Origin of the sequence: Microbacterium caowuchunii (genome assembly GCF_008727755.1) — a bacterium.
Lineage (GTDB): Bacteria > Actinomycetota > Actinomycetes > Actinomycetales > Microbacteriaceae > Microbacterium > Microbacterium caowuchunii.
On sequence record NZ_CP044231.1, the window covers coordinates 2696976 to 2720951 of the forward strand.

Here is a 23976-nt window from a genome sequence, read left to right on the forward strand (position 1 = left end):
AAGCCCGCCTCCGCGCCGAGAACCCGGCTCCGCACGCTCGAACGTGCCGCTTGTCCGGAATGTTGACCGCAGCACAACGTTGAAGTACCGGATGCGGAGGTCCACCGCTTCCGGCAAGTCCCGCTAGGTCCGGCTCCGGGATCGGGCGCCCCCGGCCGCCACCCGCCCCCGGCCGCCACCCGCCGCCGACCCCACGCTTGCTCAGCGCGCCAGGACGTCCCAGCGGATCTCGAGCGCGCCGGACGGTGCGATGTCGGCGGGCAGCACCATCCCGGCCGACGGCCAGTAGCGGCGGTCGAGGACGACCTCGGTGCGGCGCAGTTCCGGCTCGCGCCCCGGCACCTCCGCACTCACCTCGAGGTGCGCCTCCTGGTACCGGAGGCGACCGCGGGGCTCGGTGATCGACACGATCCGCACCCGGCCGGGAACGGCGCCCGCCATGGACGACCCGGTCAGCCGGTCCAGTTGCGTCGCCGCGTCCTCCACCCAGTCCTCCACGCGAGGAAGCATATCGGCAGCGGTGCCTCCGCACCCCTGCGCATGCCGTAGCCTTGATTCCCACAAGGGGAGTACTCCCGTCTGCGGCCGGCCCGTCAATACGGATGCATCGATGCGTCCCGGGCCGTCGGTCCCGTCCGGGGCGGAGGAGACCTTGGCGCCGGTATTCGCCAACCCCTTTGGAGCACCTCCATGCAGGTCACCTTCCTCATCTGGATGATCACGATCGCGGTAACGATCGCGTTCTTCGTCTACGAGTTCTTCGCGCACGTCCGCACGCCGCACGAACCGACGATCCGCGAGTCCGCCCTGTGGTCGGGCTTCTACATCGGCCTCGCGCTGCTGTTCGGCATCGGCATCGGCGTCGTCTCGGGCTGGACGTACAGCGGCGAGTACTTCGCCGGGTACCTCACCGAGAAGGCGCTGTCTATCGACAACCTCTTCGTCTTCCTGCTGGTGATGACGGCATTCGCGGTGCCGAAGATCTATCAGCAGAAAGTGCTGATGATCGGGATCATCATCGCGCTGATCCTGCGCGGCGGGTTCATCGCCGTGGGCGCCGCGCTCATCTCGAACTTCTCCTGGATCTTCTACGTCTTCGGCGCACTCCTGCTCTTCCTCGCCTACCGGCAGGCGTTCGCCGACCACGATGCCAACCCCGCCGACAGCCGGCTGATGCGGTTCGTGCGGCGTACGCTCCCGGTCACCGAGGAGTACCACGGCGACCGCCTGACGGCCCGCGTCGACGGCAAGCGCATGGTGACGCCGATGCTGCTCACCGTCATCGCGATCGGCTTCGTCGACCTCATCTTCGCCGTCGACTCCATCCCGGCGATCTACGGTCTGACCAACGAGGCGTACATCGTCTTCACCGCCAACGCCTTCGCCCTGATGGGCCTGCGTCAGCTGTTCTTCCTCATCGGCGGTCTGCTGCAGCGCCTGGTCTACCTGCCGCAGGGCCTCGCGGTCATCCTCGGCTTCATCGGCGTGAAGCTCGTCCTGCACGCGCTGCACGTGAACGAGCTGCCTTTCGTCAACGGCGGCGAGCACGTCGAGTGGGCGCCGGAGATCCCGATCTGGTTCTCGCTGGTGTTCATCGGCGCGACGATCGCCGTGGCGACGGTGGCGAGCCTGTGGAAGACGCGCTCTGACCGCAAGCGCGACGAGGCCGCCGTCACCGAGGGCTGAACTCAGTTCAGGAGTGCTTCCACCCTGGCGAGGAGCTCGCGGGGGGAGAACGGCTTCGTGAGGTAGTCGTTCGCCCCCGCGCCCATCGCGCGCTCGACGTCCGCGGCCTGTGCGCGGGCGGTCAGCATGATGATCTTGGTCGTGCGGAACGACGTGTCCGCGCGGAGGTCTTCGCACACCTGGATGCCGGTGCGCCGCGGCATCATCCAGTCCAGGATGACGACGTCCGGGCGACGGACGTACGCGGCTTCGACGCCCGCATCGCCGTCCCCCGCCACCGACACGTCATGACCCGAGGCGGCGAGGCGGTGCTCGATGAGCCCGGCCACATCAGCGTCATCCTCGACGACCAGGATCGTGGCCACGTCGGCTCCTCTCAACGCTCCATCGTGCACGGACGGCACCGTCCCGCACGGTACGTTCAGAATATGGACCGGGGCAGCGCGCTGACAAGCTGGGAGCCGCGCGATCCCGGGCTCTGGGGCCGGGGCATGCGCCCGTGGCTGCCCGCCTGGTGGGTCTGGCCGATCGCCGCTGCGGGGATCGGCGCCCTCGCCGCCTCCGGGCTGTACTTCACGCCGCCCGGCGGGACCCTGGCCATCTGGTGGCCCGCGGCCGGTCTCTCGGTCTGGTTCGTCCTGGTGAACCCGCCCCGCCGCCGCGCGCTCGCTCTCGCCCTCGTGTTCGTCGTGACGGCCGGGGCGAACCTCCTCAGCGGACGCGACCCGGGGCTCGCGCTGGGCTTGAGCTTCGCCAACGCCACGGAAGCCTTCGTCGTGGCGCTGCTGCTCGGTTTCGGCGGCGGACGCTTCGGCCTGCTCACCATCACGCACGCGCTGCGGTTCCTCCTCGCAGTCGCGGCGGGCGCGCTGGTCCTCGGCGCACTGGTCGGAGCGACCGTCCAGGCCGTCCAGGGCGGGGATCTGCTCGACGCCGCCGTCCCCGCGGCGGCCTCCCATGCCGCCGCGGTGCTGCTGGTCGCGCCGTTCGCGTTGATCCCGGCTCGCGCCGGCGACCCGTTCCGGTGGGGCGAGGTGGCGATCCAGACCGCCATCCTGGCCCTCGCCATCCTGGTCGTGTTCCGCCCGGGAGCGTACCTCCCCCTCGCCTTCCTGCCGTTCACCGTCGTGACCTGGGCGGCGTTCCGGTTCCCGATGGCGATCGCCTTCGCACAGTCGCTGGTCGCCGCGGTCGCCGTCATCGCGCTGAGCTTCAGCGGCGGCGGGCCGTTCGCCGCGATCGGGCTGAGCACCACGGACCTCGCCATCACGGTGGAGGTCTTCCTCGTGGCGCTGGCCACGATCACGGTGCTCATGGTCGCCGCCCGCAACGAGCTGCGCCGGGCCACCCGCACGGCGGCGACGACGACGCGCCTCATCACCGGGGGGTTCCTGGAGTCGGAGGTGGGACTGGTCATCGCCGAGCGCGAGCGCGGGACGTCCACCGTGATCTGGGCGAACGACGCGGCCCGGAACCTCTTGTCCGGCGAGCTCTCCCCCGAGGGACGCTGGGCGGGCGACATCGAGGCGGCGACGCAGACGGCCCTCCGCGGAGAGGCGGAGCAGGTGCACGAGCGGGGCGGAACCGTCATCCGCCTGCTCGCGAACCGGGTCCCGGGCGATCCTCGGCGTTTCGCCGTGCAGCTGGTGGACGTCACCAGCACGGTACGGATGATGCAGGCCAGGACCGAGGCCGAGCTGGAGCGCGATGCCGCCCGCACCGCGCGGATCGACCTGGAGCGTCAGCGCGACGACTTCGTGGCCACGACGAGCCACGAGCTGCGCACCCCCATCACGAGCCTGCGCGGCTACACGGAGCTGCTCGCCGAATCGCCGCGACTCCCGGAACTCGAACGCGGTTGGGTCGAGGTCGTCGACCGGAACGCCCGCCGGCTGTCCGAGCTCGTGGAGGACCTGCTCACCCTCGGGCGCGCCCGCCGGGCTCCCGTGGTCCGGGCGGCCGTGGAGATCCGCGATGCCGCGGACTACCTCGCCGACGTCGCCCTCACGCAGCGTCCGGCGGCGGATGCGAAGGATCTGTCGCTGCACACCGCCGTCGCCGGTCCCCTGCCGGTGCGCGCCGTTCCGCGCGATGTGCTGCGCGCCCTCGGCAATCTCGTCTCGAACGCGCTGAAGTTCACCCCCGACGGCGGCGAGGTGCGCGTGAGCGCCGTCCCGGACGGGCGTGAGGTGATCTTCCGCGTGGCCGATACCGGCCCCGGGATGACGGCGGAAACACTGTCCCACGCGTTCGAGCGGTTCTACCGTGCGCCCGACGCGGAGCGCGAGAACACGCCCGGCACCGGACTCGGGCTGGCCATCACGCGGGAGCTCGCCGAACGCAACGGCGGGTCGGTCGATCTGCACAGCCCTGCGGGTGGCGGACTCGTCGCCGAGCTGCGCCTGCCGCGCGACCTCGCGGCGACTCAGCGCACGGAGGCGGGCACGGGGCCGTCTGCGACCGGGTCGGGAACGCTCGCCTCCAGCACCACGTCCGCGCCGCGCTGATACGCCCGCGCGCTCAGGTGCGCGAGACCGCGCCCGCGCATGCGCAGCCCGTCGGCGAGGACCCCCGGAGCGGCGACCTCGACCAGCAGCGCCTGACCGGGTTCGTCAGCCGGACGCACGGACAGTTCCGCGGAGCGGGCACCGGAGTGCTTCACGGCGTTCACGAACGCCTCGGCGGCGATGTCGGCCACGCGGCGGCGGATGCCCGCGTCGGCGAGCACGGACCGCGCCGCCGGGTCGATCTCGCTGGAGATCCGGAGCACGTTCGTCCACGACGTGATCACGTCGGCCAGCACATCCGAGGCGCGGGTTCCGTCCGTCGCCCCGTGCCGCATCTCCTCGAGCGCGCGATCGATCGTGACGGCGAACGCCTCCGCCTCCGATGTCGTGGCGTCGCGTTCGTCGAGCGCCGCGGCGAAGACGACGCAGCGCCCCTGCACGTGGCCGTGGAGGCGTTCAGCGGCCGTGTCCAGCGAGGCCCGGGTGCGCGCCGCCAGCGCCGCCAGCGCCGCGGCCTCCGCCGCCAGCGCGCTGGTGAGCAGCCGCTCCTGCACGATGGAGCGGCGGCCGGCATCCGCGCACAGGGCGATCGCGACCGCGATGCCGGGGAAGGCGAGGATCGGAACCAGCACGATCCCGCCAGACTCCGGATGCAGCGCGAAGGCGACCGCCGAGTACACCGCGCCCGCGCCGGCCCAGACGACGATGAGCGTCGCGCCGCGTCCGCTCGGGGGACGGCGGGCACCCAGCCGGCGGCTGAGCACGTCCGCCGCACCACTCAGGAGGGCGAGGGCGACGATGGAGAGCAGCACCAGGTACCAGGGCGCCACGGTGACGATGTACGGCAGGCTCGCCGCGAAGTAGATTCCTGCGACCGTGAACGGGGGCGGCGGGCGCAGCCGGGACAGGATCGGCCGGGAGGAGCCGACGGGGGGCGCGGCCGGGGCGACGTCGCCGGCCACCGGAGGAAGCTCCGTGCGCGCGACGTCCTCGAGACGGTGGCTGGCCTCTCGCACCACGGCGGAGAAGGCGCGCACGTCCTCGAACCCCGGGCGACCGGTCCGGAGGGTCTCGAGTCCCGTGCGGATGCGGGCGAACGACGCGTCCAGCTCGGCCTGTGCCTGGCGCTCGAAGACCGCCGCGCGCTCGCCCGCCGCGGCGAGCGCCGCGCGCGCCGACCGCAGGCGCCGCCCGACGGATCGGCTCCCCGCGTAACCCACGGTCGCGATGGCCACGAGGGACAGCAGCAGCACCCAGACGAGGAGGTTCGTGGCGATGCGCTGCGCCCACCCGCCGCTCGGTTGCGTGGGCAGGAGCGCCGCGGCGATCGCGTCGTTGAGGAACGGACGCAGCACGGACACGGCGACGAGCGTCGCGAGCACCAGCGCGGCGCGTCCCCGGGGACTGCGCACGCGGCGTTCGGCCCAGGCGACCGGGAGCACGAGGGCGGCGATGACCGCCCATCCGATCGCCGACACCCCGACGGCGGCGGGGTAGTCCTGTGCCTGCGTGACACCGAAGTAGGACCCGAGGACCGTGACCGAGGCGAGGAGCGACACGGCGGCCGACCACCAGGTGAAGAACCGTCCGCTGGTCACGGCGGCCCACCACACGCGTCCGGCGCGACGCACCCTGCCGCGGGGAACGGAGGCCGAGCGCTCCGGGGCGCGAGGTCCTCCGCGCGCGACCGTCATCTTCGACTCCCCCGGGTGCGTCGAGCACCACGTTCCGTGCGGCAGTCTAGCCAGTCGCCCCGGTCAGAGTGCGGACAGCGCCCGATCCAGATCGGCGATCAGGTCGTCCGCATCCTCGATGCCGACCGAGAGCCGCACCAGCTCCACCGGCACCGCGAGTTCCGTTCCGCGCACCGAGGCGTGGGTCATCTCGTCCGGGTAGTTGAGGAGAGATTCCACGCCGCCGAGGGACTCCGCGAGGGTGAACAACCGGGTGGACTCCGCGAACCGGCGGGCCGCGGGGCCGTCCGCCAGCTCCAGCGACACGATGCCGCCGAAGCCGCGCATCTGACGCGCGGCCAGGTCGTGGCCGGGATGCGACTCCAGACCCGGGTAGTGCACGCGCGCGACCCGGTCGTGTCCGGTGAGGAAGCGCGCGACGGCATCCGCGTTCTCGCTGTGCCGCTGCATGCGGATGGCGAGCGTCTTGATGCCGCGGGTGGTGAGCCAGGCGTCGTGCGGGCCGGAGACCGCGCCGGCGGCGAACTGCAGGAAGCGCACCTGCTCGGCGAGCGCGTCGTGATTCGTCACGACGGCTCCGCCGACCACGTCGGAGTGCCCGCCCAGGTACTTCGTCGTGGAGTGCACGACGACGTCGGCGCCGAGTGCCAGCGGCTGCTGCAGGGCCGGCGACGCGAAGGTGTTGTCGACCACGACGAGAGCGCCGGCGTCGTGACCGAGCGCGGCGAGACCGGCGATGTCGCTGATCTTCAGCATCGGGTTCGAGGGCGTCTCGACCCAGAGGATCTTGGCCGGCCTCTCGGCGAGGGCCGCGGCCACCGCTTCCAGGTCACTCATGTCGACGACGCGGAGGCGGATGCCCCACGGGCCCAGGACCCGGGCGATCAGGCGGTAGGTCCCGCCGTAGACGTCGTTGCCGAGGAGCACCTCGTCGCCCGGCTGGAGCGCCGCCCGGAGGAGGGCGTCCTCGGCGGCGAGCCCGGACGAGAAGGAGATCCCGTGCGCGCCGCCCTCGATCGCCGCGAGCTGCGCTTCCAGCGCGGTGCGCGTCGGGTTCCCGCTGCGCCCGTACTCGTAGCCCTGCCGGAGGTTACCGATGCCGTCCTGCACGAACGTCGTGGACATGTGCAGGGCCGGGATGACGTCGCCGGTGGCGGGGTCGGGGCTCTGCCCGGCGTGGACGACGAGGCTGGCGAAGCCGCGTGCGGCGTCGTGATCGGTCATCGGTTCTCTCCTGCCGTGTTCGTGGCGGCTGCGGGCACGAGGGGCTCGACCGTCTCGACCTCGTAACCGTGCTCGCGCATCCATGCGTCGTCGAAGATCTTGCCCATGTACCCGCGCCCGGAATCGGGCAGCAGCACCACCACGACGGCGTCCGCGGGGAGGTCGCGGGCGGCGGCGAGCGCGCCGGCGACGGCCATCCCGCTCGATCCGCCGACGAGGAGCCCCTCTTCCCGGGCGAGCCGGCGCGTCATGGCGAACGACTCCGCGTCGCCGACCTTCTCGAAGCCGTCGACGACCGAACCGTCGTAGGCGCCCGGCCAGAAGTCCTCACCGACGCCCTCGACGTCGTAGGTGTGGACGGGGCCGCCCGAGTAGATCGAGCCGACCGGGTCGACGCCGATGACCTGCACCCGGCCGTCGGAGACCTCCTTGAGGTACTTCCCGGTACCGCTGATCGTGCCGCCGGTGCCGACGCCGGCGATGAAGTGGGTGATCCGCCCCTCGGTGTCGCGCCAGATCTCCGGGCCGGTCGTCTCGTAGTGGCTGCGCGGGCCGTTCTGGTTCTCGTACTGGTTCGGCTTGAACGCGCCGGGGATCTCCCGCACCAGTCGGTCCGAGACCGAGTAGTAGGACTGCGGGTCCTCCGGCTCGACGGCGGTGGGGGTGACAACGACCTCGGCGCCGTAGGCGCGCAGGACCGCACGCTTGTCCTCGCCGACCTTGTCGGGCACCACGAAGACGCACCGGTAGCCGCGCTGCTGCGCGATGAGCGCGAGCCCGACGCCGGTGTTCCCGCTCGTGGGCTCGACGATCACGCCGCCGGGCAACAGCTGCCCGTCGCGCTCCGCCGCATCGATGATGTTCGCGGCGATGCGGTCCTTGGAGGACCCGCCGGGGTTGAGGTACTCGATCTTCACCAGCACCGTGGCGGCGATGCCCTCGGTGACGCGGTTGAGACGGACGAGGGGGGTGTTGCCGACGAGGTCGGCGACGCTCTGGGCGTAACGCATGGGAGATGTCCTGATGTTCGGGGGCCGCGGGGCTCACCCGTCGCGGCGTCTGTCGGTGGTCGGAGAGGATGCGCGAGAGCGCACAGGATCACTCAGCGACAACAGCGACAGGTCAGCACCCGACGACCTTACCATCCCGTACTGCGGCGCGTCCGCCCCTCCTCGGAACCTCACGCCAGGGCGACCGAGGTCAGCGGGCGTAGACCTCACCCCAGGGTGAGGGCCCCACGGCGACGGGGCGGCCGGGGGTGCGCGACCATCGGCTCCAGGAACCGGGGAAGACCCGGGACGGGACCCCGGCGTGGGCGAGGGCGAGGGCGGTGTGCGCGGCTGCGATGCCCGAGCTGCAGGAGACGACGATCGGGCGCGCCGGGTCGACCCCGGCATCCGCGAGGGTGCGGTGCACGTGGGCGGGCCCCCGGAGACAGCCGTCCGGTCCGACGTGCGCCAGCGTCGGGATGTTGACGGCGCCCGGGATGTGCCCTGCCCTGGGATCCGGCGTCGGCGCCGTCCCGCGGTAGTGCAGCGGGGATCGCGCGTCGATGAGCGCTCCTTCCCGCGGCGCCGCCGCCGCCTCGTCGATCGACGCGGCACCGGGATCCTCGTCACGGAGCACGACGTCTCCGGGCGTCGGCTGCAGGTCACCGCCCTCGAGCGGGCCACCCGATTCGATCCACGCCCGGAGGCCGCCGTCGAGGACCCGTACCTCCACGCCGCGGCGGCGCAGCAGCCACCACGCCCGGGCCGCGGCGACCCCGTCGTTGTCGTCGTAGACCACCACGAGGTCTCCGACGCGGACTCCCCAGCGTCGTGCGGCGCGGGCGAGGTCGGCGAACGCGGGGAGCGGATGACGCCCCTCCTCCGGATGCCCGGGGCGCGTGAGCTCCTGCTCCAGGTCGACGTACACCGCGCCGGGCAGGTGGCCGCCGAGGTAGAGGGGGCGCCCTTCCGGGAGATCGAGCCGCCAGCGCACGTCGAGCAGCCGCACGGGACGACGACGCGCACGCAGGGCGGACAGCTCGGCCACGCCGATCACCGGGCTCTCCTCTGCGGCGCTCATGCTGCGAGCCTGCCCCCGCGCCCGGGTCCCCTCAACGTGCAGCGACACACCGCGTCACGCAAGACAGCGCATCGCGCAGACACGCGTCAGCGAATACCCATTGTGCACAATTCGATTGTGTGCAATCGTTCTACCATGACGAGCCGAAGCATCCCGGAACTCGACCCGGAACAGGACGTCCTGGATCAGATGGTGTGCTTCTCGCTCTACACCGCCAGTCGCGCGACGACCCAGGCCTACCGCCGCCTGCTGGCCCCCTGGGGACTCACCTACCCGCAGTACCTGGTGCTGGTGCAGCTGTGGACGCGCGGCGCCCAATCGGTGCGGGACCTCGGGACAGCGCTCTCCCTCGACTCCGGGACGCTCTCCCCCCTCCTGACCAGGCTCGAACGCAGCGGGATCATCACCCGCACCCGCGACGAGGCGGACGGACGGGTCGTCACCGTCCGTCTCACCGAGCACGGTGACCGTCTCCGCGACGAGATGGCGGACGTCCCCGCGCAGCTCTTCGCGTGCATGAGCCTCTCCATGGATTCGGCGCGCGCCCTCCTCGACTCCCTGCACACGCTCACCGAGAGCGTGCAGGCGAGCAGCACGCGCTGAGCACCCGCTCCGCGCTCGCCCGACGACACGAAAGGCACCACCATGGAAGCCATCTACACCGCAGAAGCCCTCTCCACCGGCGACGGACGCAACGGACACGTCGTCACCTCCGACGGCATCCTCGATACCGACGTCCGCACGCCCAAGGAGATGGGCGGCCCCGGCGGGGCCCCGAACCCGGAGCTGCTGTTCGCCGCCGGCTACGCGGCCTGCTTCCACAGCGCACTCCAGGCGGTGGCCCGGATGCAGAAGGTCGCGCTGCAGGATTCGAGCGTGGGGGCGCGCGTCGAGCTGGGCCCGAAGGACGGCGGCGGGTTCCAGCTCGCCGTGGAGCTCGAGGTGGTGCTCCCCGGCATCCCCGCCGATCAGGCGCAGGCCCTCGCCGACGCCGCCCACCAGATGTGCCCGTACTCGAACGCGACCCGCGGCAACATCGACGTCGCGGTCCGCGTGACCGAGGACTGAGACCCCCGGCGGCCGTCGCTCAGATCACCGGGGCGACGGCGCCGCGGTGCGGGGACGTCCGGCGCGCACGACGCGCGGCCGCGGCGTCCTCGGCGCACGCCTCGAGCGACCCCTTCGCCGCGTCGAGGCTCGTGAAGGTGCCGCGGTGACGACCCGCTCCGTCCCGCGCCTCGAACCCGGCGGCGGTCACGGTCACGGTCCCCACGAACGTCGCCGCCGTGTTGGCGACGTGCAGGCCGGACTCGACCTGGATCCACACCGCCCGTGAGCGCTGCCGCGGTGCGTCGACGATCGGAAGCGCGATCGGCTCGGTCGGGAGCAGCTCGTCGATCTGGGGACGGTTCGCGGAAGGGGCGTGCACGGGTGGACTCCATTCGTGAGGACTGACACTTCGATCATGTCCGCCCCCTCCGACCTGCCGAGGGGACTGGCGAGACGCCAGCCGATCTGCTAGATCGTGGGGTGAGGGAAGGGACCGGGATGGGCGGACTCGGTGGTAGAGCCGGCGCACGTACGCACGACGACGGTCGTGACGAGAGCCGCAACGAGCGCGCCGACCGCAACTGGGACGAGCTGATGCAGGAGTTGCGCGTCATGCAGACCGGCGCCCAGATCCTGAGCGGATTCCTGCTCGCGGTGGCGTTCCAGCCACGCTTCCCCGACCTCGACGAGGTCCAGGTGGGCCTGTACGTCGCCCTCGTCGGACTCGCCGCCGTCTGCTCGTTGCTGGCGCTCGCGCCCGTGGCGCTGCACCGCACGCACTTCGCGCAGGGCAGGAAACCGGAGCTCGTGGTGATCGCCGGACGCATCGTCGCGGCCGACCTCATCGCGATCGGGCTGCTCACCATCGGGGTGACGACCCTCATCGTGGATGTCGCCCTCGGCCGCGTGGCCGCCCTCGTGGCCACCTGCTTGTGCGTCGTCGGCGTGGTGCTGCTGTGGGTCCTCGTCCCCCGCCGGGTCGGACGCGACGGTCGCCCGACGGACTGAATCGTTAAGCAGGTTAACCATAAGTAGTTAATTTGGCCCGGGGCATTAGTCTCTGCCTGTGGGACAGTTACTTTACGACGCAGGCTCGCAGTCATTCGATATCGATGACCGCACACTCGCTCATCTGCGCGTCGTTTTCATGAACAAACTCCGGCGCAGCGAGCCCTTCCTGTTCCATCTCCCCGACCCGCACGGGATGGGGATGCGGAGCCTGTGGATCCATCCCGCCGTGGCCCTGGTCTTCACCTTCTACGGCAGCCGGAGCCCCGCGCTGAATCGGGAGTGGATCGACGAGCTGATGTCCGAAGCGAACGGTCCCCACGGGCTCACCCTCTCGCCCGAGCGGGCCGGCGAGCGCCAGAACGCCTGACGCGTCGCTGGGATCAGCGACAGACCCTACGGACGCGTCGCTGGGATCAGCGACAGACCCTACGGACGCGTCGCTGGGATCAGCGACAGACCCGCCGTACGTGTCGCTGGATCAGCGACACTCTGCATCCACCGAGCGGACGACGCGTTCGATGAACGCCGCCACGGCCTCCGCCGTCACGGGGTCCAGGTCCGCCGCCTCCTCGCGGATGCGCGCGGTGAGGGGATCCACGTCATCGGCGTCGGTCGACCGGTCGAACGGCAGCACGTGCTTGCTGCGCCGGTCGTCCGGATTGACCGCGAATGTGATCATGCCGCCGGAGTGGAGCTTGTCGAGGATGCCGCTGACCGCGGCCGCCGAGACGCCGAGGTGAGCCGCGACCGCCCTGGGCGTCACCCGCTCACCGGCATCGGCGCGTTCGAGGATGAAGCGCATCGCCGCGCGGGCGTTCTCACTGGGACCGCACTGGGTCTGACGCCGCCGGGACAGGCTCGCCTCGGACAGTCGCAGACGCTCGACGGCACGGGCTGCACGCTGCTGCGGATCGGGCTCCGCCATGTTCCAGACCTCCGTGGCGCACGGGTTCGGGAGGGACCGTGCTGCCCCACACGTTAGCCCGCCGGCCTGGACGCTCGCACCCAACACCCCTCCGCCCGGGTGCGCAACCCCTCCTTCACGCCGGGTGCCATCCGTTACATTCGCGAGATGTACGTGCTGGATGGCGGGCCGCGTGCGGGACAACTCGTGGATGATCTCCCCGAGGGATACGTCCCGCCCGCGCAACCGCTGTCAAGCTTCGAGGCTCTCGTGATCGGGGACATCCCCGCTGCCGTCGCCGTGTGGGGTTCCGAGGGCGGCCGCGGCCGCGGCCGGCTTCACCGGGTGGAGTGAGTCACCCGCCGGGATGCCCGGTGTAGGCGATCCCGCGCACGGTGACGGGCTCGCCGCCGTGCGCGGTGAAGCCGACCCAGACCCCCACGAAGCCACCGGCCCGCGCCGGCGAGAGCAGACCGGCCGGCACCGCGGCCAGCGGCCCGTCCCCGCCGTCCACGGTTATCGAGAACGTCTCCGCGTCCGAGCCCAGCGAGACGCCGGTGACGCCCGGATCGAGCGTGACCCGGGCCAGTTCCCGCGCCGGGGCGCCGTCGGTCACCATCACGACGAGCCCGTCCTCGCTCCGCTCGGCGACCAGCAGCACGTCGTCGCGCAGACGCGCGGCGATCCCCGCGCCGGGTGGGAGGTCGCCGCGCAGGGTGAAGCCGTGGTGCCGCTGCCGGATCCCGACGAACGCGGGCGTGCCGGGGCCGCCGGGCCCCGTTCCGGTCGGCGCGATCCGGAGCGTGCGCGCCGCCGCATCCGCCTGCCAGAATCCGGTGACCGCCGTGCGCACCTGGGTCCACTCCCCGGGGGAAGGGAACCCGGGCCCGGTCCCGGCCGCCGGCAGCGCGTCCAGTCGGCCCCGACCGGGGAGGAAGACCGGCCAGTCGTCCTCCCAGTCGACGTCCACCAGGAACGCCTCGCGTCCCAGCGGGTCGGCTCCGCCGCGCGGACGGGTCGCCAGCAGCACCGCGGCCCAGTCGTCGTCGCCGTGCCGGACGAGGTCGGCGTGGCCGACGTTCTGGATCGGGTATCCCCGCCCCAGATGCCGGTGCGTCAGGACGGGGTTGCCCCGATGACCCTCGTAGGGCCCGGTGACCGCACGACTGCGGGCGACGGACAGGGCATGGAAGTACTCCGTCCCACCCTCCGAGGCGAGGAGGTAGTACCAGTCGCCGCGTCGATGGATGTGCGGCCCCTCCGCCCACACCGCGCCGGTCAGTGCGCCGTGCCAGAGATCGTGGCGCGGCCCCACGAGCCGCAGGCCCACCGGATCGAACTCCCGCATCCAGACCACGGTCTGACCGGGCCAGTCCCGCTCGACCAGCTCGGTTCCGGTGAACCAGGCCCGCCCGTCGTCGTCGAAGAACAGCGACGGGTCGATGCCGGGGGCATCGAGCCACACCGGGTCGGACCACGGCCCGGCGGGATCGTCGGCGGTCAGCACGAAGTCCCCGTCGCGGCCGCTCCCGTGCACCAGGGTGCAGACCAGGAACCACCGTCCCCGGTGATGCCGGAGGGTGGGTGCGAACAGCCCGCCGGAGGACGGGACGCCGGTCAGATCGAGCTGACCCGGGCGGTCGACCGCGTGCCCGAGCGGCGACCAGTCGCGCAGATTCCGGCTGTGGAAGACCGGGATGCCGGGGAAGTACTCGAACGTGGACGTGGCCAGGTAGAAGTCGTCACCGACGCGCTCGATCGTCGGATCCGGATGACACCCGGGAAGGATGGGGACACCGGCGGAGTCGGCAAGGGGCACGCCTTGTATTGCACACAGGTTCGCGCCGGAGGTCAACCGGCGGCGCGCGTCAGTGCCCGCGGAACACCGGCGGGCGCTTCGCGCCGAACGCGGCGAACCCCTCGCGGTAGTCCTCGGTGTCCCGCAGCCGCGCCTGCGCGCTGTTCTCCGCACTCACCACGTCCCAGAGCCCGGCCCCGTCCTCCCGGATGGCGGCGATGATGCGCTTGCTGGCGAGGAACGCCTGCGTCGGCCCGGCGGCGGCGGCGCGGGCCGCGGCCTCCACGGCGGGCAGCACCTCGTCCGCCGGCAGGCTCCGGGAGAACAGTCCCAGCCGCACCGCTTCCGCACCGGACAGCAGATCGCCCGAGTAGATGAGGTCGAGGGTGCGGTGGGCGCCCAGCCGCTCGTAGAACAGGGCGTGGCCGCCGGAGTCGAGCACGGCGCCGAGCGCAGCGAACGGCGAGCCGACCTTCGCGGTGTCGGCGACGTAGACGACGTCCGTGGCGACGAGCAGACCCAGCCCGACGCCGAGGCACGCGCCGTGCGCAGCGGCGAACGTCGGCGCCGGGAAGTCCGCCATCCGTCGCAGGAGCGGGGCGAGCAGGCCCTCCAGGTAGCCGCGCACGTCGTCCGTCGCCGGGTCGACGCCCGCGATGTCGCGCCCGGCGCAGAACGCGCGCCCCTCACCGCGCAGCACGAGCGCTCGCACCGCGGCGGTCTCGGCCTCCGCGTACGCGGCGTCGAGATCGCGCAGGGACTGCTCGTCGAGGGCGTTGAGCTTTCCCGGAGCGTCGAGCACCACGTGCGCGACGTCGTCGTCGATGCGCAGATCGATCATGTCCGCCTCAGTTGTCGTAGTCGACCGTGACCCGGTCGGATGTCGGATGGGACTGGCACGTCAGCACGTAGCCGCGCTCGAGCTCATCGGGTTCGAGGGCGTAGTTCTCGGTCATGGTCACCGACCCGGTGAGCACCCGCGCGCGGCAGGTCCCGCACACTCCCCCCGCGCAGGCGAAGGGCACGTCGGGGCGGACCCGGAGGGCGGCGTCCAGGATGGATTCGCGCGCGCTGACCGGTGTGTCCACCCGGGTGGACTGCCCGTCGAGCGTGAACTCGATCGTGTGCACCGGCTCGTCCGCGCGCACCGTCACCGGCGGGCGGGGACCCGTGGGCCCGCGGGACTCCCCCGTGGTGAACAGCTCGTAGCGGATGTGCGCGTCGTCCACGCCGACGTCGGCGAGCGTCCGCCGGCACAGCTGGACCAGCTCGAGCGGGCCGCACAGGAACCACTCGTCCACCGTGGCGGGACGCACGAGACCCTCCAGGATGCGGCGCAGACGCTCCTCGTCGATGCGCCCGGAGAGCACGGGGGCGGCGCGCTGCTCACGGGAGAGCACATGGTGGAGGGCGAACCGCGTGGGGTGGCGGTCCTTCAGATCGGCCAGGTCGTCCAGGAACATCACGTCGAGCGTCGACCGGTTGGTGTAGACGAGTGTGAATCGGGAGGTGGGCGACGCGGCGAGCACGTCCGTCGCCAGCGCCATCATCGGCGTGATCCCGGAGCCCGCAGCGATCCCGGCGACGTGCGCGGCATCCAGATCGGGCAGACCGGTGGTGAACGTCCCCTGCGGGCTCATCACGTCGATCTCATCGCCCGGACGCAACCCGCTCTGCGCCCATGCGGAGAACCACCCGCCGTGATTGCGCTTGATGGCGATGCTGAGCGAGCCGGGCGCCGGCGGACGGCACAGCGAGTAGGAGCGGCGCGCCTCGTGGCCGTCGATACGGGCACGCAGGGCGACGTACTGCCCGGGCAGGAAGTCGTACTCCGCGACCAGCTCCGCCGGCACCGCGAAGGTGACCTCCACCGCGTCCGCCGTCAGCGCCCGCACCTCCGCGACGCGCAGCCGGTGGAACCGGGCACGGGAGCGCGTGGTCGAGGTCGCCATCAGTGCACCTTGAAGAAGTCGAACGGCTCCAGGCAGGAGCAGCATTCGTAGAGCGCCTTGCACGAGGTCGAGCCGAAGCGCGCCACCTCCCGCGTATCGAGCGAGCCGCACCGCGGGCACCGGACCCCGATCCGGACGCGCACCGGCCCCGACGGTACGCCCGCTCGCCCGGGGGGCGGCGCGATGCCGTAGGCGGTGAGTTTGCGCTTCCCCTCCTCGCTCATCCAGTCCGTCGTCCACGCCGGGGCGAGGACGAGGTCGACCTCGACGCGTCCGTACCCCTCGGCTGCGAAGGCGAGCGCGAGATCCTGCCGGATGACGTCCATGGCGGGGCATCCGGAGTAGGTCGGCGTGATCGTCACCCGGACGGTGCCGCCCTCCTCGCGGACGTCGCGCAGGATGCCGAGGTCCTCGATCGTGAGCACCGGCACCTCCGGGTCGCACACGCGGGCGGCGATCGCCCACACCCCGGTCCGCGTCGTCACCATGTCGCCCCCGGGTGCTGCCGGGCGAGGACCTGCATCTCGGCCAGGAGCGGTCCGAGCGTCGGGAAGTGGCCGCCGGATCGTCCCCGGCCCTGCGCGGGCTCGCGACCCGGGACGTCCATCCCCGCCTCGGCGAGCACCGTCGCGATCGTGTCGTCGAAACCCGGACGGAGCAGGGACGGGCGCACGGCGACGCCCTCGAGGCGGTCGATGATCTCCTCGTCGCGGAACAGCTCGTCGACGTAGGGCCAGACGTCGTCCATCGCCCGCGTCATCCGGCGGCGGGACTCCTCGGTCCCGCCGGCCAGACGCAGCGTCCACTGCACGGCGTGGTCACGGTGGTAGTCGACCTCCTTGACCGCCTTCGCCGCGATCGCGGCGAGCGTCGGGTCCGCCGAACCTGCCAGCGCGCGGTACAGCTCGAACATGTACGCGGATGCGGCGAGTTGACGGGCGATCGTGTGGGCGAAGTCGCCGTTGGGCTGTTCCACGAGCCAGGAGCTGCGGAACTCGTGCTCGTCCCGCCAGTACGCCAGGTCGTCCTCGGTCCGCCCATCGAAGCCGCCCGCGTGGTGCAGCAGGGAGCGGGCGTGACCGAGGAGATCCAGTGCGATGTTCGCGAGGGCCACGTCCTCCTCGAGCTCCGGCGCATGGGCCACCCACCCGCTCAGCTGCTGGGAGAGCACGAGCGCGTCGTCCCCCAGCCACAGCGCGTACTCCGCGGCGTCGGCGGACCCTGCGCCGCCGCCCTCGCCGATCAGTTCGGCATCCAGCGCGACCTCGTCCAGCGTGACGTCGCCGTGCGGATCGTCGGCTGCGGTGGAGTGCGGCAAGGCGCTCATAGGTGGGGCACCCCCGCGGAAGCGGTGTAGTAAGCGGCGTGACGGTAGTTCTTCCCCGCGGGACTCTCGAAGAAGGCCCCCTTCGCGTCCGGGTCGCTCGTGGTGACCGCGTCGGCGGGCACGACCCAGATGGAGACGCCCTCGTTGCGGCGCGTGTAGAGGTCGCGGGCGTTGCGGACGGCCAGGTCCGCGTCCGGGGCGTGGAGCGAGCCGACGTGCACGTGGCTCAGCCCGCGCTTGGCGCGGACGAACACCTCCCACAGTGGCCACTGCTCGGCCGGCGCGGCTCCGGGCGTCGCCATCCCTACGCCGCCTCTCGGTTCTCGGCGGTCGCCGCCTGCTTGCGGGCGTACTCCGCCGCGGCCTCTCGCACCCAGGCCCCGTCCTCGTGCGCGTCGCGGCGGTTCTGCAGGCGCACCGCGTTCATCGGTCCCCGCCCGGCGAGGATCTCGTGGAATTCCGACCAGTCGATCTCGGTCATCCGCCAGCGCTGGGCGCCCTCGTCCCAGTGCAATTCGGGGTCCGGCAGAGTGACGCCGAGGGCCTCCGCCTGCGGGACGAGCATCCCCAGGAAACGCTGACGCAGCTCGTCGTTGGAGAAGCGCTTGATCTTCCACGCCGTGGACCGGGCGGAGTTGGGCGATGCGTCATCGGGCGGTCCGAACATCATGAGGCTCGGCCAGTACCAGCGGTCGACGGCATCCTGCGCCATCGCGCGCTGTGCGTCGGTGCCCTGCATGAGGGTCAACAGGATCTCGAAACCCTGCCGCTGGTGGAACGACTCCTCCTTGCAGATGCGGACCATGGCGCGCCCGTAAGGACCGTACGACGCACGGCACAGCGGCACCTGGTTGCAGATCGCCGCGCCGTCCACCAGCCAGCCGATCGCCCCCATGTCCGCCCACGTCGGGGTGGGGTAGTTGAAGATCGAGGAGTACTTCGCCTTGCCGTCGATGAGCTGGTGCGTCATCTCGTCCCGGGTGATCCCCAGCGTCTGCGCGGCGGAGTAGAGGTAGAGCCCGTGTCCCGCCTCGTCCTGCACCTTCGCCAGGAGGATGGCTTTGCGCTTGAGGCTCGGCGCGCGGGTGATCCAGTTCCCCTCGGGCTGCATACCGATGATCTCGGAGTGCGCGTGCTGGGAGATCTGCCGGATCAGCGTCTTCCGGTAGGCCTCCGGCATCCAGTCCCGCGGCTCGACACGGGAGTCCGCGGCGATGAGGTCGTCGAAGTGCGCCTGCTGCTCCGCGTCTGCGGTCACGGTGCCTGCGGTCACGGTGTCTGCGGTCATCGTCGACTCCTTTACAGAACGATCGTTCAGTTAGTCTAACCGCGGGATCCGGGACCGGCAACCGGCGGCTCAGCGCCGGTCGTAGACGCGCCGGTACTTGCCCTCGCTGCGCGGCAGCGTGCCCGGCTCCTCCACCTGCACGTCGACGGAGGTGCCGATGTGGACCTTGATCCGCTGGGCGAGCACCTCCGCCGCGGCGAGGCAGGTGTCCCGGTCGAGGCCGGGCGGACGCTCGATGCGCACGGTCATCGCATCGAGGTGCCCGTGCCGGGTGAGTTCGAGGATGAAGTGGGAGGTGAGCGTCTCGATACCCATCACCAGCTCCTCGATCTGGGTGGGGAAGAGGTTCACCCCGCGGAGGATGATCATGTCGTCGTTGCGGCCGGTGATCTTCTCGATGCGCCGCATGGCGGGGTAGGCGGTGCCCGGGAGGAGCCGGGTGAGATCACGCGTCCGGTAGCGCAGCACCGGGAACGCCTCCTTGGTCAGCGAGGTGAACACGAGCTCGCCGAACTCGCCGTCCGGGACGGGCTCCCCCGTCGCGGTGTCGACGATCTCGGGCAGGAAGTGGTCCTCCCAGACGTGCGGGCCGTCCTTCGTGGTCACGCTCTCGCTGGCCACGCCCGGCCCCATCACCTCACTGAGCCCGTAGATGTCGACCGCGTCGATGTGCATGCGGCGCTCGATCTCCGCCCGCATCCGGTTGGTCCACGGCTCCGCTCCCAGCACCGCGACCGTGAGGGACGTCGTCCGCGGGTCGATCCCGGCGTCCTCCAGGGCGTCGGCGATCGTCAGCAGATAGCTCGGGGTGCACAGGATCGCATCCGGTTCGAAGTCGCGGATGAGCTGCACCTGGCGGGCGGTCTGTCCGCCGGAGACCGGGATCACGGTGGCGCCGAGCCGCTCGATCCCCCCGTGCGCCCCGAGCCCGCCGGTGAACAGCCCGTAGCCGTAGGCGTTGTGCACCTTCATCCCCGGCCGGATGCCCGCGGCGTCCAGCGAACGGGCGATCAGCTCGGCCCAGCGATCGAGATCGCCCGCGGTGTAGCCGACGACCGTCGGCAGCCCGGTGGTACCCGACGACGCGTGGATGCGGCGCACGTCCGCCATGGGCACGGCGAACATCCCGAACGGGTACGTCTGCCGCAGGTCCTCCTTGGTGGTGAACGGGAGCCGGCGCACGTCCGCCAGCGTGCGGATGTCGTCCGGGCGCACACCGGCCTCGCCGAGCTTCCGGCGGTACAGGGGGACGTTCTCGTACGCGTGCCGGACCGTCCACCGGAGGCGCTCGAGCTGGAGCGACTCCAGCTCCCGGCGGCTCATGGTCCGGGCGGTGATCGACATCGGCGCTCCTCAGGCGTTCCGGTCGGTCGTCAGCGAGCGGCCGCGGAACTCGGCCACCGCATCGCCGGTCTCGTCGGTGACCGAGACGTCGTAGATCCCGGTACGGCCACGGACGGCGCGGCGCACGGCGGTGGCGGTGAGGACCTGGCCGGCGCGCGTGGACTTGAGGAAGGTGATGTCCGCACCCGCGGCGACCGTGATCCGCTCGTCCTCGTTGCACGCGATCGCGAACGCGGTGTCGGCCAGGGCGAACACCAGCCCGCCGTGGGTGATCGCGAACCCGTTGGTCATGTCCTCCCGGACGGGCATGGCGACGACCGCCAGCCCCGGCTCGTCCCGCTCCACCACCATCCCGAGCGCCGCCGAGGCGCGGTCCGCCTGCATCATCGGACGCAGTGCCACGGTTCACGCCTCCTTCGCGACGAGCGTCAGCACGTCGTAGGAGGCGACCAGGGCGTCCTCCTGGTTGCGGATCACCGCATCCCAGCGCACCTCGCCGTAGTCGTCCGTCTCCCGCGGCGTGATCTGCTTGGCGGTGAGCTCCACCCGGATCTCATCGCCCGGCGAAACCGGCGTGACGAAGCGCAGGTCCTCGAGCCCGTAGTTGGCGAGCACCGGCCCCGGATCCGGATCGACGAACAGGCCCGCCGCCCAGGACACCAGGAGGTATCCGTGCGCGACCCGCCCCGGGAAGAAGGGGTTGGCCGCGGCGGACTCCTCATCCATGTGCGCATAGAACGTGTCGCCGGTGAACTGCGCGAACGTCTCGATGTCGTCGAGCGTCACCGTGCGCGAACGCGACGACACCCGGTCGCCGAGCCGGAGCTCGGCGAGCGATTTGCGGAAGGGATGGCGCCCGACCGAGGTGGCGGCACCCGCGTGCCACACGCCGGTGAGGGCGGTGAGGGTCTCCGGCGAGCCCTGCACGGCGGTGCGCTGCATGTGATGGAGCACCGCGCGGATGCCGCCGAGCTCCTCGCCCCCGCCTGCCCGTCCCGGTCCGCCGTGCACGAGGTGCGGCACCGGCGAGCCGTGACCGGTGGAACTGCGCGCATCCTCCCGGCTGAGGAAGAGCACCCGGCCGTTGTACGCGCCGATCCGGCCGAGCATCTCCTGCGCGAAGCCGTCGTCGTGCGTCGCGACGCTCGTGACGAGCGATCCGCCCCCGCGCGCCACGAGATCCGCCGCCTCCGCCACCGTCCGGTAGGGCAGGATCGAGGCCACCGGTCCGAACGCCTCGATCCGGTGCGCGGCGGGCGTGGCGGGATCCGGGAACCCGATCAGCATGGGACTCAGGAAGGCCCCCTCCGGCGCGGGGCCCACGGTGCCGTCGGCGCGGACGACATCCGGGGCATCGGTGGACCCGATGAGCAGCTCGCCGCCCGCATCCAGGAGCACCTCCACCTGCCGCAGCACCTCGTCCCGCTGCGCCCGGGAGACGACGGGGCCCATCGTGACCGAGTCGACGTGCGGGTCCCCGATCACGACGCGCTCCTCGATCGCCGCCCGCAGCGCCGCCACGACATCGTCCACCGCTTCCGCCGGCACGATCGCGCGGCGGATCGCCGTGCACTTCTGCCCCGCCTTGGCGGTGAGCTCCGCCATGAGCTGACGGACGTACGCATCGAACTCCGGGGTCCCTTGGACCGCGTCCTGCCCCAGCACGGACGCGTTGATCGAGTCCGTCTCGTTCGTGAACCGCACCCGGCCGGACTGCACGCCCTCGTTCCGGCGCAGTCCGTCCGCGGTCGAGGCGCTGCCGGTGAAGCCCACGATGTCCCCCAGGCCGAGGTGGTCGAACAGGTGGGGGACGCTCCCGCTGACCAGCTGCAGCACCCCGTCGGGGAGGAGGCCCGATTCCACCAGGATGCGCACCCACGCTTCGGCGACGTACGCCGTGGGCGTCGCCGGCTTCACGACCGAGGGGACCCCGGCGAGGAAGGCGGGGGCGAACTTCTCCAGCGCCCCCCACATGGGGAAGTTGAACGCGTTGATCTGCACGGCGACACCCGGCAGGCGCGTGTACACGTGCCGGCCGAGGAACGAACCGTCCTTGGAGAGCGATTCGACCGGCCCATCCAGGTAGACCGTCGCGTTGGGCAGCTCGCGCCGCCCCCGCGACGAGTAGGCGAAGAGGACGCCGATACCGCCGTCGACGTCGCTGAGCGAGTCGCGGACGGTGGATCCGGCGTGCTTGGACAGCTCGTACAGTTCATCCTTGCGCTCGGTCAGCACGAGGGCGAACCGTTTCAGCAGCATCGCGCGCTGGTGGAAGGTGAGCGCGCCGAGACTGCGCTGCCCCACGGTGCGGGCGTGTTCGAGCGCCCCGGCGAGGTCGGCGCCCCGGGCGCTGACCCGCGCCACGACCGCCCCGGTCGCGGCGTCGTGCACGGTCGTCGCGTCGACGGCGTCCCCCGGGGTCCACCAGGCGTCGCGCAGGTAGCTGGGCAGGATGTCGTTCATCCGTCACTCCATTCGTAGAAACCGCGGCCGGATTTCCGGCCCAGATGTCCCGCCGCGACCAGGTCGCGGAGCAGACCGGGCGGCGCGAACCGCTCCCCCAGGGTCGCCCTGAGCTCCTCCGCGATCCCCAGCCGGACGTCGAGCCCGACCAGGTCGGTGGTGCGCAGCGGGCCGACCGGATGGCGGTAGCCGAGCTCCATGGCGGCGTCGATGTCCGCGGCGCTCGCCACGCCCTCCTCGAGCATGCGGATGGCCTCCAGGGCGAGCGCGACACCGAGCCGGCTGGAGGCGAAGCCGGGGGAATCGCGCACGACCACCGCCCGCTTGCCGAGGGCGGCCACCCATTCCGTCGCCGCCGCACCCACGTCCGGATCGGTCGCGGTGCCGAGCACGACCTCGACGAGGGCCGAGACGGGGACGGGGTTGAAGAAGTGCAGCCCGAGCAGGCGCCGGGGACGGCGGAGCCCACGGGCGAGTTCGTCGATGGGGATCGACGAGGTGTTGGAGGCCAGCACCGCATCCGCGGACATGACGGCCTCGACGCGGCGGAGGGCGGCGAGCTTCAGCGCGCGGTCCTCCGGGACGGCCTCGATCACGAGCCCGGCGCCGGCGAACACGGCGGGGTCGGTCCCGACGTCCACAGCCGCCACCAGGTCCTCGGGCGTCCGCGCGGTGGTGCCGCGCCGCACGGAGCCGTGCAGGCTCTCGTGGATGCGGCGCGTCGCCTCCCCCGCCGCGGCACCGTCGCGCTCGACCACGACGACCCGGGACCCGGCGAGCACGAAGGCGTGCGCGATCCCCGCTCCCATCCGCCCGCCGCCGAGCACCCCGACCCGTGCGGGAGCGGTCGCCGTCATCGCTTCCTCCGTTCGAGGAACGCGGTCATGCGCCGATGCTTCTCCGGGCGCTCGAACAGCTCGGCCTGCAGGTCGAGCTCGACGGCGGGATGGGCGGCGTCCGGGGAGAGCAGCGCACGCTTGGTGTACCGCGTGGCGAGCGCGTCGTTGGCCACGATCCGGTCGGTCAGCGCGTGCGCCGCCGCCAGGAGGGCATCCGCCGGATGCACCGCGTTGAGCAGGCCCCACGCGTATGCCTCGTCGGCGTCCAGGACGCGGCCGGTGAGCAGCATCTCGGCAGCACGCGCCGGTCCCACGATCTCGGGGAGGCGCCAGGTCGCACCGGCGGCCGCGAGGATGCCGAGCCCCGTCTCGGGGTTTCCGATCCGAGCGGACGGGGCGCCCAGACGGATGTCGGCGGCATAGGCGAGTTCCGCGCCGCCGCCGAGCGCGTAGCCGTCGATCGCGGCGATGACGGGCATCGGCAGGTCCCGGATGCGGCGGAAGGCGTGCGTGTTGATCCCGGCCCTGGCATCAGCCGCCCCGCGCTCGCGGAGCTGGGCGATGTCGGCGCCGGACGCGAACACCCCGCCGGCTCCGGTGAGGATCAGGACCCGGGGAACGGCCTCGAGCTCGGCGCAGAGGAGGTGCAGCCGATCGATCATCTCCCGGTCGATGGCGTTGCGGACATCGGGCCGGTCCAGCGTCGCCACGACACGGTCCTCATCCCGCTCCACGCGGACGGAGTCGGCCATCACCTCGCCGTCCTCTCCGCACCATCGCTTCAGGGCATCGGCCCCGCTTTGCAGACCGATCGTTCAG

At 71.9% G+C, this 23976-nt stretch carries 27 protein-coding genes; 7 read left to right on the top strand and 20 right to left on the bottom strand.

The window, feature by feature from the left end:
* Positions 1-201: 201 nt before the first annotated feature.
* Positions 202-498, bottom strand: coding sequence for a hypothetical protein (locus tag F6J84_RS12790; RefSeq protein ID WP_150974211.1), 297 nt, complete (start codon positions 496-498; stop codon positions 202-204).
* A 192-nt stretch (positions 499-690) separates the two neighbouring features.
* Here F6J84_RS12790 and F6J84_RS12795 point away from each other — a divergent pair, with 192 nt between their 5' ends.
* Complete coding sequence (locus F6J84_RS12795) at positions 691-1686, top strand: TerC family protein (protein WP_150974212.1); 996 nt, start codon at positions 691-693, stop codon at positions 1684-1686.
* Positions 1687-1688: 2 nt separating this feature from the next.
* Here F6J84_RS12795 and F6J84_RS12800 read toward each other — a convergent pair whose 3' ends face one another.
* Positions 1689-2051: a response regulator transcription factor gene (locus tag F6J84_RS12800; RefSeq protein WP_150894183.1), complete on the bottom strand. Its 363-nt coding sequence runs from the start codon at positions 2049-2051 to the stop codon at positions 1689-1691.
* 63 nt (positions 2052-2114) lie between these two features.
* Here F6J84_RS12800 and F6J84_RS12805 point away from each other — a divergent pair, with 63 nt between their 5' ends.
* Positions 2115-4193: an ATP-binding protein gene (locus tag F6J84_RS12805; RefSeq protein ID WP_191905678.1), complete on the top strand. Its 2079-nt coding sequence runs from the start codon at positions 2115-2117 to the stop codon at positions 4191-4193.
* Here F6J84_RS12805 and F6J84_RS12810 read toward each other — a convergent pair.
* From F6J84_RS12810 to F6J84_RS12825, 4 genes are all read right to left on the bottom strand, one after another.
* Positions 4112-5791, bottom strand: a complete 1680-nt coding sequence (locus F6J84_RS12810; protein WP_150974214.1) for a sensor histidine kinase — start codon at positions 5789-5791, stop codon at positions 4112-4114. The two genes, F6J84_RS12805 and F6J84_RS12810, sit on opposite strands and share 82 nt — an antisense overlap.
* A gap of 159 nt (positions 5792-5950) precedes the next feature.
* On the bottom strand, positions 5951-7111 hold the full coding sequence (locus tag F6J84_RS12815) for a cystathionine gamma-synthase (RefSeq protein ID WP_150974215.1): 1161 nt from the start codon (positions 7109-7111) through the stop codon (positions 5951-5953).
* Complete coding sequence (locus tag F6J84_RS12820; RefSeq protein WP_150974216.1) at positions 7108-8121, bottom strand: pyridoxal-phosphate dependent enzyme; 1014 nt, start codon at positions 8119-8121, stop codon at positions 7108-7110. The genes F6J84_RS12815 and F6J84_RS12820 overlap by 4 nt, the downstream gene beginning before the upstream one ends.
* Positions 8122-8311: 190 nt before the next feature.
* Complete coding sequence (locus tag F6J84_RS12825) at positions 8312-9181, bottom strand: sulfurtransferase (protein ID WP_150974217.1); 870 nt, start codon at positions 9179-9181, stop codon at positions 8312-8314.
* Positions 9182-9316: 135 nt separating this feature from the next.
* On the opposite strand from F6J84_RS12825, the gene F6J84_RS12830 reads away from it, so the two are divergent.
* Together F6J84_RS12830 and F6J84_RS12835 are read left to right on the top strand one after the other, a co-directional pair.
* Positions 9317-9784 (top strand): MarR family winged helix-turn-helix transcriptional regulator, encoded by a 468-nt coding sequence (locus tag F6J84_RS12830; RefSeq protein WP_238702496.1) that lies wholly within the window; start codon positions 9317-9319, stop codon positions 9782-9784.
* Positions 9785-9826: 42 nt separating this feature from the next.
* The gene (locus F6J84_RS12835; RefSeq protein ID WP_150894170.1) at positions 9827-10249 is read left to right on the top strand and encodes an organic hydroperoxide resistance protein; all 423 of its coding nucleotides are present in this window, start codon (positions 9827-9829) and stop codon (positions 10247-10249) included.
* 19 nt (positions 10250-10268) lie between these two features.
* On the opposite strand, the gene F6J84_RS12840 is transcribed toward F6J84_RS12835, so the two are convergent.
* Positions 10269-10610 (bottom strand): hypothetical protein, encoded by a 342-nt coding sequence (locus F6J84_RS12840; RefSeq protein WP_150974218.1) that lies wholly within the window; start codon positions 10608-10610, stop codon positions 10269-10271.
* Between the two features lie 101 nt (positions 10611-10711).
* Between F6J84_RS12840 and F6J84_RS12845 the strand changes: the two genes are divergently transcribed.
* Together F6J84_RS12845 and F6J84_RS12850 are read left to right on the top strand one after the other, a co-directional pair.
* Positions 10712-11239, top strand: coding sequence for a DUF6328 family protein (locus tag F6J84_RS12845; RefSeq protein ID WP_238702497.1), 528 nt, complete (start codon positions 10712-10714; stop codon positions 11237-11239).
* A 58-nt stretch (positions 11240-11297) separates the two neighbouring features.
* On the top strand, positions 11298-11609 hold the full coding sequence (locus F6J84_RS12850) for a DUF7882 family protein (protein ID WP_150974219.1): 312 nt from the start codon (positions 11298-11300) through the stop codon (positions 11607-11609).
* 111 nt (positions 11610-11720) lie between these two features.
* Here F6J84_RS12850 and F6J84_RS12855 read toward each other — a convergent pair whose 3' ends face one another.
* Entirely contained in the window at positions 11721-12167 is a 447-nt protein-coding gene (locus tag F6J84_RS12855) for a MarR family transcriptional regulator (protein WP_150974220.1), read from the bottom strand.
* Between the two features lie 147 nt (positions 12168-12314).
* On the opposite strand from F6J84_RS12855, the gene F6J84_RS12860 reads away from it, so the two are divergent.
* Entirely contained in the window at positions 12315-12500 is a 186-nt protein-coding gene (locus F6J84_RS12860) for a hypothetical protein (protein WP_150974221.1), read from the top strand.
* A 1-nt stretch (position 12501) separates the two neighbouring features.
* Here F6J84_RS12860 and F6J84_RS12865 read toward each other — a convergent pair whose 3' ends face one another.
* The 12 genes from F6J84_RS12865 to F6J84_RS12920 all read right to left on the bottom strand — a co-directional run bounded on the left by F6J84_RS12865 (position 12502) and on the right by F6J84_RS12920 (position 23909).
* A complete protein-coding gene (locus F6J84_RS12865) occupies positions 12502-13965 on the bottom strand; it encodes a glycoside hydrolase family 43 protein (RefSeq protein ID WP_150974222.1) in 1464 nt (487 codons plus the stop codon).
* Between the two features lie 49 nt (positions 13966-14014).
* Positions 14015-14785: an enoyl-CoA hydratase/isomerase family protein gene (locus tag F6J84_RS12870; RefSeq protein WP_150894156.1), complete on the bottom strand. Its 771-nt coding sequence runs from the start codon at positions 14783-14785 to the stop codon at positions 14015-14017.
* A 7-nt stretch (positions 14786-14792) separates the two neighbouring features.
* The gene (gene paaE / locus F6J84_RS12875; RefSeq protein ID WP_202980448.1) at positions 14793-15896 is read right to left on the bottom strand and encodes a 1,2-phenylacetyl-CoA epoxidase subunit PaaE; all 1104 of its coding nucleotides are present in this window, start codon (positions 15894-15896) and stop codon (positions 14793-14795) included.
* The gene (gene paaD / locus F6J84_RS12880) at positions 15896-16384 is read right to left on the bottom strand and encodes a 1,2-phenylacetyl-CoA epoxidase subunit PaaD (RefSeq protein WP_150974224.1); all 489 of its coding nucleotides are present in this window, start codon (positions 16382-16384) and stop codon (positions 15896-15898) included. The genes paaE and paaD overlap by 1 nt, the downstream gene beginning before the upstream one ends.
* Positions 16378-17223, bottom strand: a complete 846-nt coding sequence (gene paaC / locus F6J84_RS12885) for a 1,2-phenylacetyl-CoA epoxidase subunit PaaC (RefSeq protein WP_150974225.1) — start codon at positions 17221-17223, stop codon at positions 16378-16380. The genes paaD and paaC overlap by 7 nt, the downstream gene beginning before the upstream one ends.
* Positions 17220-17525 carry a 1,2-phenylacetyl-CoA epoxidase subunit PaaB gene (paaB, locus tag F6J84_RS12890; protein WP_150894147.1) on the bottom strand — a complete coding sequence of 102 codons (306 nt, stop codon included), beginning with the start codon at positions 17523-17525 and terminating at the stop codon, positions 17220-17222. The genes paaC and paaB overlap by 4 nt, the downstream gene beginning before the upstream one ends.
* A gap of 2 nt (positions 17526-17527) precedes the next feature.
* On the bottom strand, positions 17528-18511 hold the full coding sequence (gene paaA / locus F6J84_RS12895; RefSeq protein ID WP_150974226.1) for a 1,2-phenylacetyl-CoA epoxidase subunit PaaA: 984 nt from the start codon (positions 18509-18511) through the stop codon (positions 17528-17530).
* A 69-nt stretch (positions 18512-18580) separates the two neighbouring features.
* A complete protein-coding gene (gene paaK / locus F6J84_RS12900) occupies positions 18581-19855 on the bottom strand; it encodes a phenylacetate--CoA ligase PaaK (RefSeq protein ID WP_150974227.1) in 1275 nt (424 codons plus the stop codon).
* Positions 19856-19864: 9 nt separating this feature from the next.
* Positions 19865-20257 (bottom strand): hydroxyphenylacetyl-CoA thioesterase PaaI, encoded by a 393-nt coding sequence (paaI, locus tag F6J84_RS12905; RefSeq protein ID WP_238702498.1) that lies wholly within the window; start codon positions 20255-20257, stop codon positions 19865-19867.
* 3 nt (positions 20258-20260) lie between these two features.
* Positions 20261-22318, bottom strand: coding sequence for a phenylacetic acid degradation bifunctional protein PaaZ (gene paaZ / locus F6J84_RS12910; protein WP_150974228.1), 2058 nt, complete (start codon positions 22316-22318; stop codon positions 20261-20263).
* On the bottom strand, positions 22315-23175 hold the full coding sequence (locus F6J84_RS12915; RefSeq protein ID WP_150974229.1) for a 3-hydroxyacyl-CoA dehydrogenase family protein: 861 nt from the start codon (positions 23173-23175) through the stop codon (positions 22315-22317). Before F6J84_RS12915 ends, paaZ begins: the two co-directional genes overlap by 4 nt.
* Complete coding sequence (locus tag F6J84_RS12920; protein WP_150974230.1) at positions 23172-23909, bottom strand: enoyl-CoA hydratase/isomerase family protein; 738 nt, start codon at positions 23907-23909, stop codon at positions 23172-23174. The genes F6J84_RS12915 and F6J84_RS12920 overlap by 4 nt, the downstream gene beginning before the upstream one ends.
* Positions 23910-23976: the final 67 nt, after the last annotated feature.

Excerpts from the sequence above, each read along its gene's own strand:
- paaB (WP_150894147.1), bottom strand. The coding sequence starts at position 17,525 with ATGGCGACGCCCGGAGCCGCGCCGGCCGAGCAGTGGCCACTGTGGGAG.
- paaD (WP_150974224.1), bottom strand. The coding sequence starts at position 16,384 with ATGGTGACGACGCGGACCGGGGTGTGGGCGATCGCCGCCCGCGTGTGC.
- F6J84_RS12835 (WP_150894170.1), top strand. The coding sequence starts at position 9,827 with ATGGAAGCCATCTACACCGCAGAAGCCCTCTCCACCGGCGACGGACGC.
- paaC (WP_150974225.1), bottom strand. The coding sequence starts at position 17,223 with ATGAGCGCCTTGCCGCACTCCACCGCAGCCGACGATCCGCACGGCGAC.
- paaE (WP_202980448.1), bottom strand. The coding sequence starts at position 15,896 with ATGGCGACCTCGACCACGCGCTCCCGTGCCCGGTTCCACCGGCTGCGC.
- F6J84_RS12855 (WP_150974220.1), bottom strand. The coding sequence starts at position 12,167 with ATGGCGGAGCCCGATCCGCAGCAGCGTGCAGCCCGTGCCGTCGAGCGT.
- F6J84_RS12820 (WP_150974216.1), bottom strand. The coding sequence starts at position 8,121 with ATGCGTTACGCCCAGAGCGTCGCCGACCTCGTCGGCAACACCCCCCTC.
- F6J84_RS12795 (WP_150974212.1), top strand. The coding sequence starts at position 691 with ATGCAGGTCACCTTCCTCATCTGGATGATCACGATCGCGGTAACGATC.
- F6J84_RS12815 (WP_150974215.1), bottom strand. The coding sequence starts at position 7,111 with ATGACCGATCACGACGCCGCACGCGGCTTCGCCAGCCTCGTCGTCCAC.
- paaK (WP_150974227.1), bottom strand. The coding sequence starts at position 19,855 with ATGTCGATCACCGCCCGGACCATGAGCCGCCGGGAGCTGGAGTCGCTC.
- F6J84_RS12915 (WP_150974229.1), bottom strand. The coding sequence starts at position 23,175 with ATGACGGCGACCGCTCCCGCACGGGTCGGGGTGCTCGGCGGCGGGCGG.
- F6J84_RS12805 (WP_191905678.1), top strand. The coding sequence starts at position 2,115 with ATGGACCGGGGCAGCGCGCTGACAAGCTGGGAGCCGCGCGATCCCGGG.
- F6J84_RS12860 (WP_150974221.1), top strand. The coding sequence starts at position 12,315 with ATGTACGTGCTGGATGGCGGGCCGCGTGCGGGACAACTCGTGGATGAT.
- F6J84_RS12870 (WP_150894156.1), bottom strand. The coding sequence starts at position 14,785 with ATGATCGATCTGCGCATCGACGACGACGTCGCGCACGTGGTGCTCGAC.
- F6J84_RS12825 (WP_150974217.1), bottom strand. The coding sequence starts at position 9,181 with ATGAGCGCCGCAGAGGAGAGCCCGGTGATCGGCGTGGCCGAGCTGTCC.
- paaA (WP_150974226.1), bottom strand. The coding sequence starts at position 18,511 with ATGACCGCAGACACCGTGACCGCAGGCACCGTGACCGCAGACGCGGAG.
- paaZ (WP_150974228.1), bottom strand. The coding sequence starts at position 22,318 with ATGAACGACATCCTGCCCAGCTACCTGCGCGACGCCTGGTGGACCCCG.
- F6J84_RS12830 (WP_238702496.1), top strand. The coding sequence starts at position 9,317 with ATGACGAGCCGAAGCATCCCGGAACTCGACCCGGAACAGGACGTCCTG.
- F6J84_RS12920 (WP_150974230.1), bottom strand. The coding sequence starts at position 23,909 with ATGGCCGACTCCGTCCGCGTGGAGCGGGATGAGGACCGTGTCGTGGCG.